The sequence below is a fragment of the Massilia mucilaginosa genome (assembly GCF_011682145.1).
Taxonomy (GTDB): Bacteria; Pseudomonadota; Gammaproteobacteria; order Burkholderiales; family Burkholderiaceae_D; genus Telluria_A; species Telluria_A mucilaginosa.
In genome coordinates this window covers 1-327 of the sequence record NZ_WHJH01000286.1, presented here as the reverse complement: position 1 = coordinate 327, position 327 = coordinate 1, and the positions used below count along the sequence as shown (strand labels likewise).

The window sequence follows — 327 nt, the reverse complement described above, 5'->3', positions numbered from 1 at the left end:
GCCATCTCGACCCGGCCCATTTTCTGCGCGTGCACCGCAGCGCCGTGGTGCGCGCCGGCCAGGCCGCCAACCTGGAGGTGGCGGGCGACGGTGCGTATCGCCTAACCCTGCGCTCCGGCGCCCTGGTCCCCGTCAGCGAGCGCTATGTTGACGCGCTGCGCAAGTCGATGGCTGAGCGGTGATTCAGTATTCCATATTGGAAATTCACGAATAGGCTGAATTTTGATCGTCAGAAGGCTGATTGAATTATCAAAAATATTGTCAATTTCTCAAATTGCCATCGTTTTGTTTGTGCACATTCCCTGCCTCTCCTATGCAAAAGCGATG

1 protein-coding gene is annotated in these 327 nt (G+C 56.0%); it reads left to right on the top strand.

Features of this window, described 5'->3' with window-relative positions:
- A partial coding sequence (locus tag F2P45_RS34890) for a LytTR family DNA-binding domain-containing protein (protein ID WP_166882735.1) occupies positions 1 to 182 on the top strand: 182 nt, incomplete at its 5' end.
- Positions 183 to 327 lie beyond the last annotated feature (145 nt).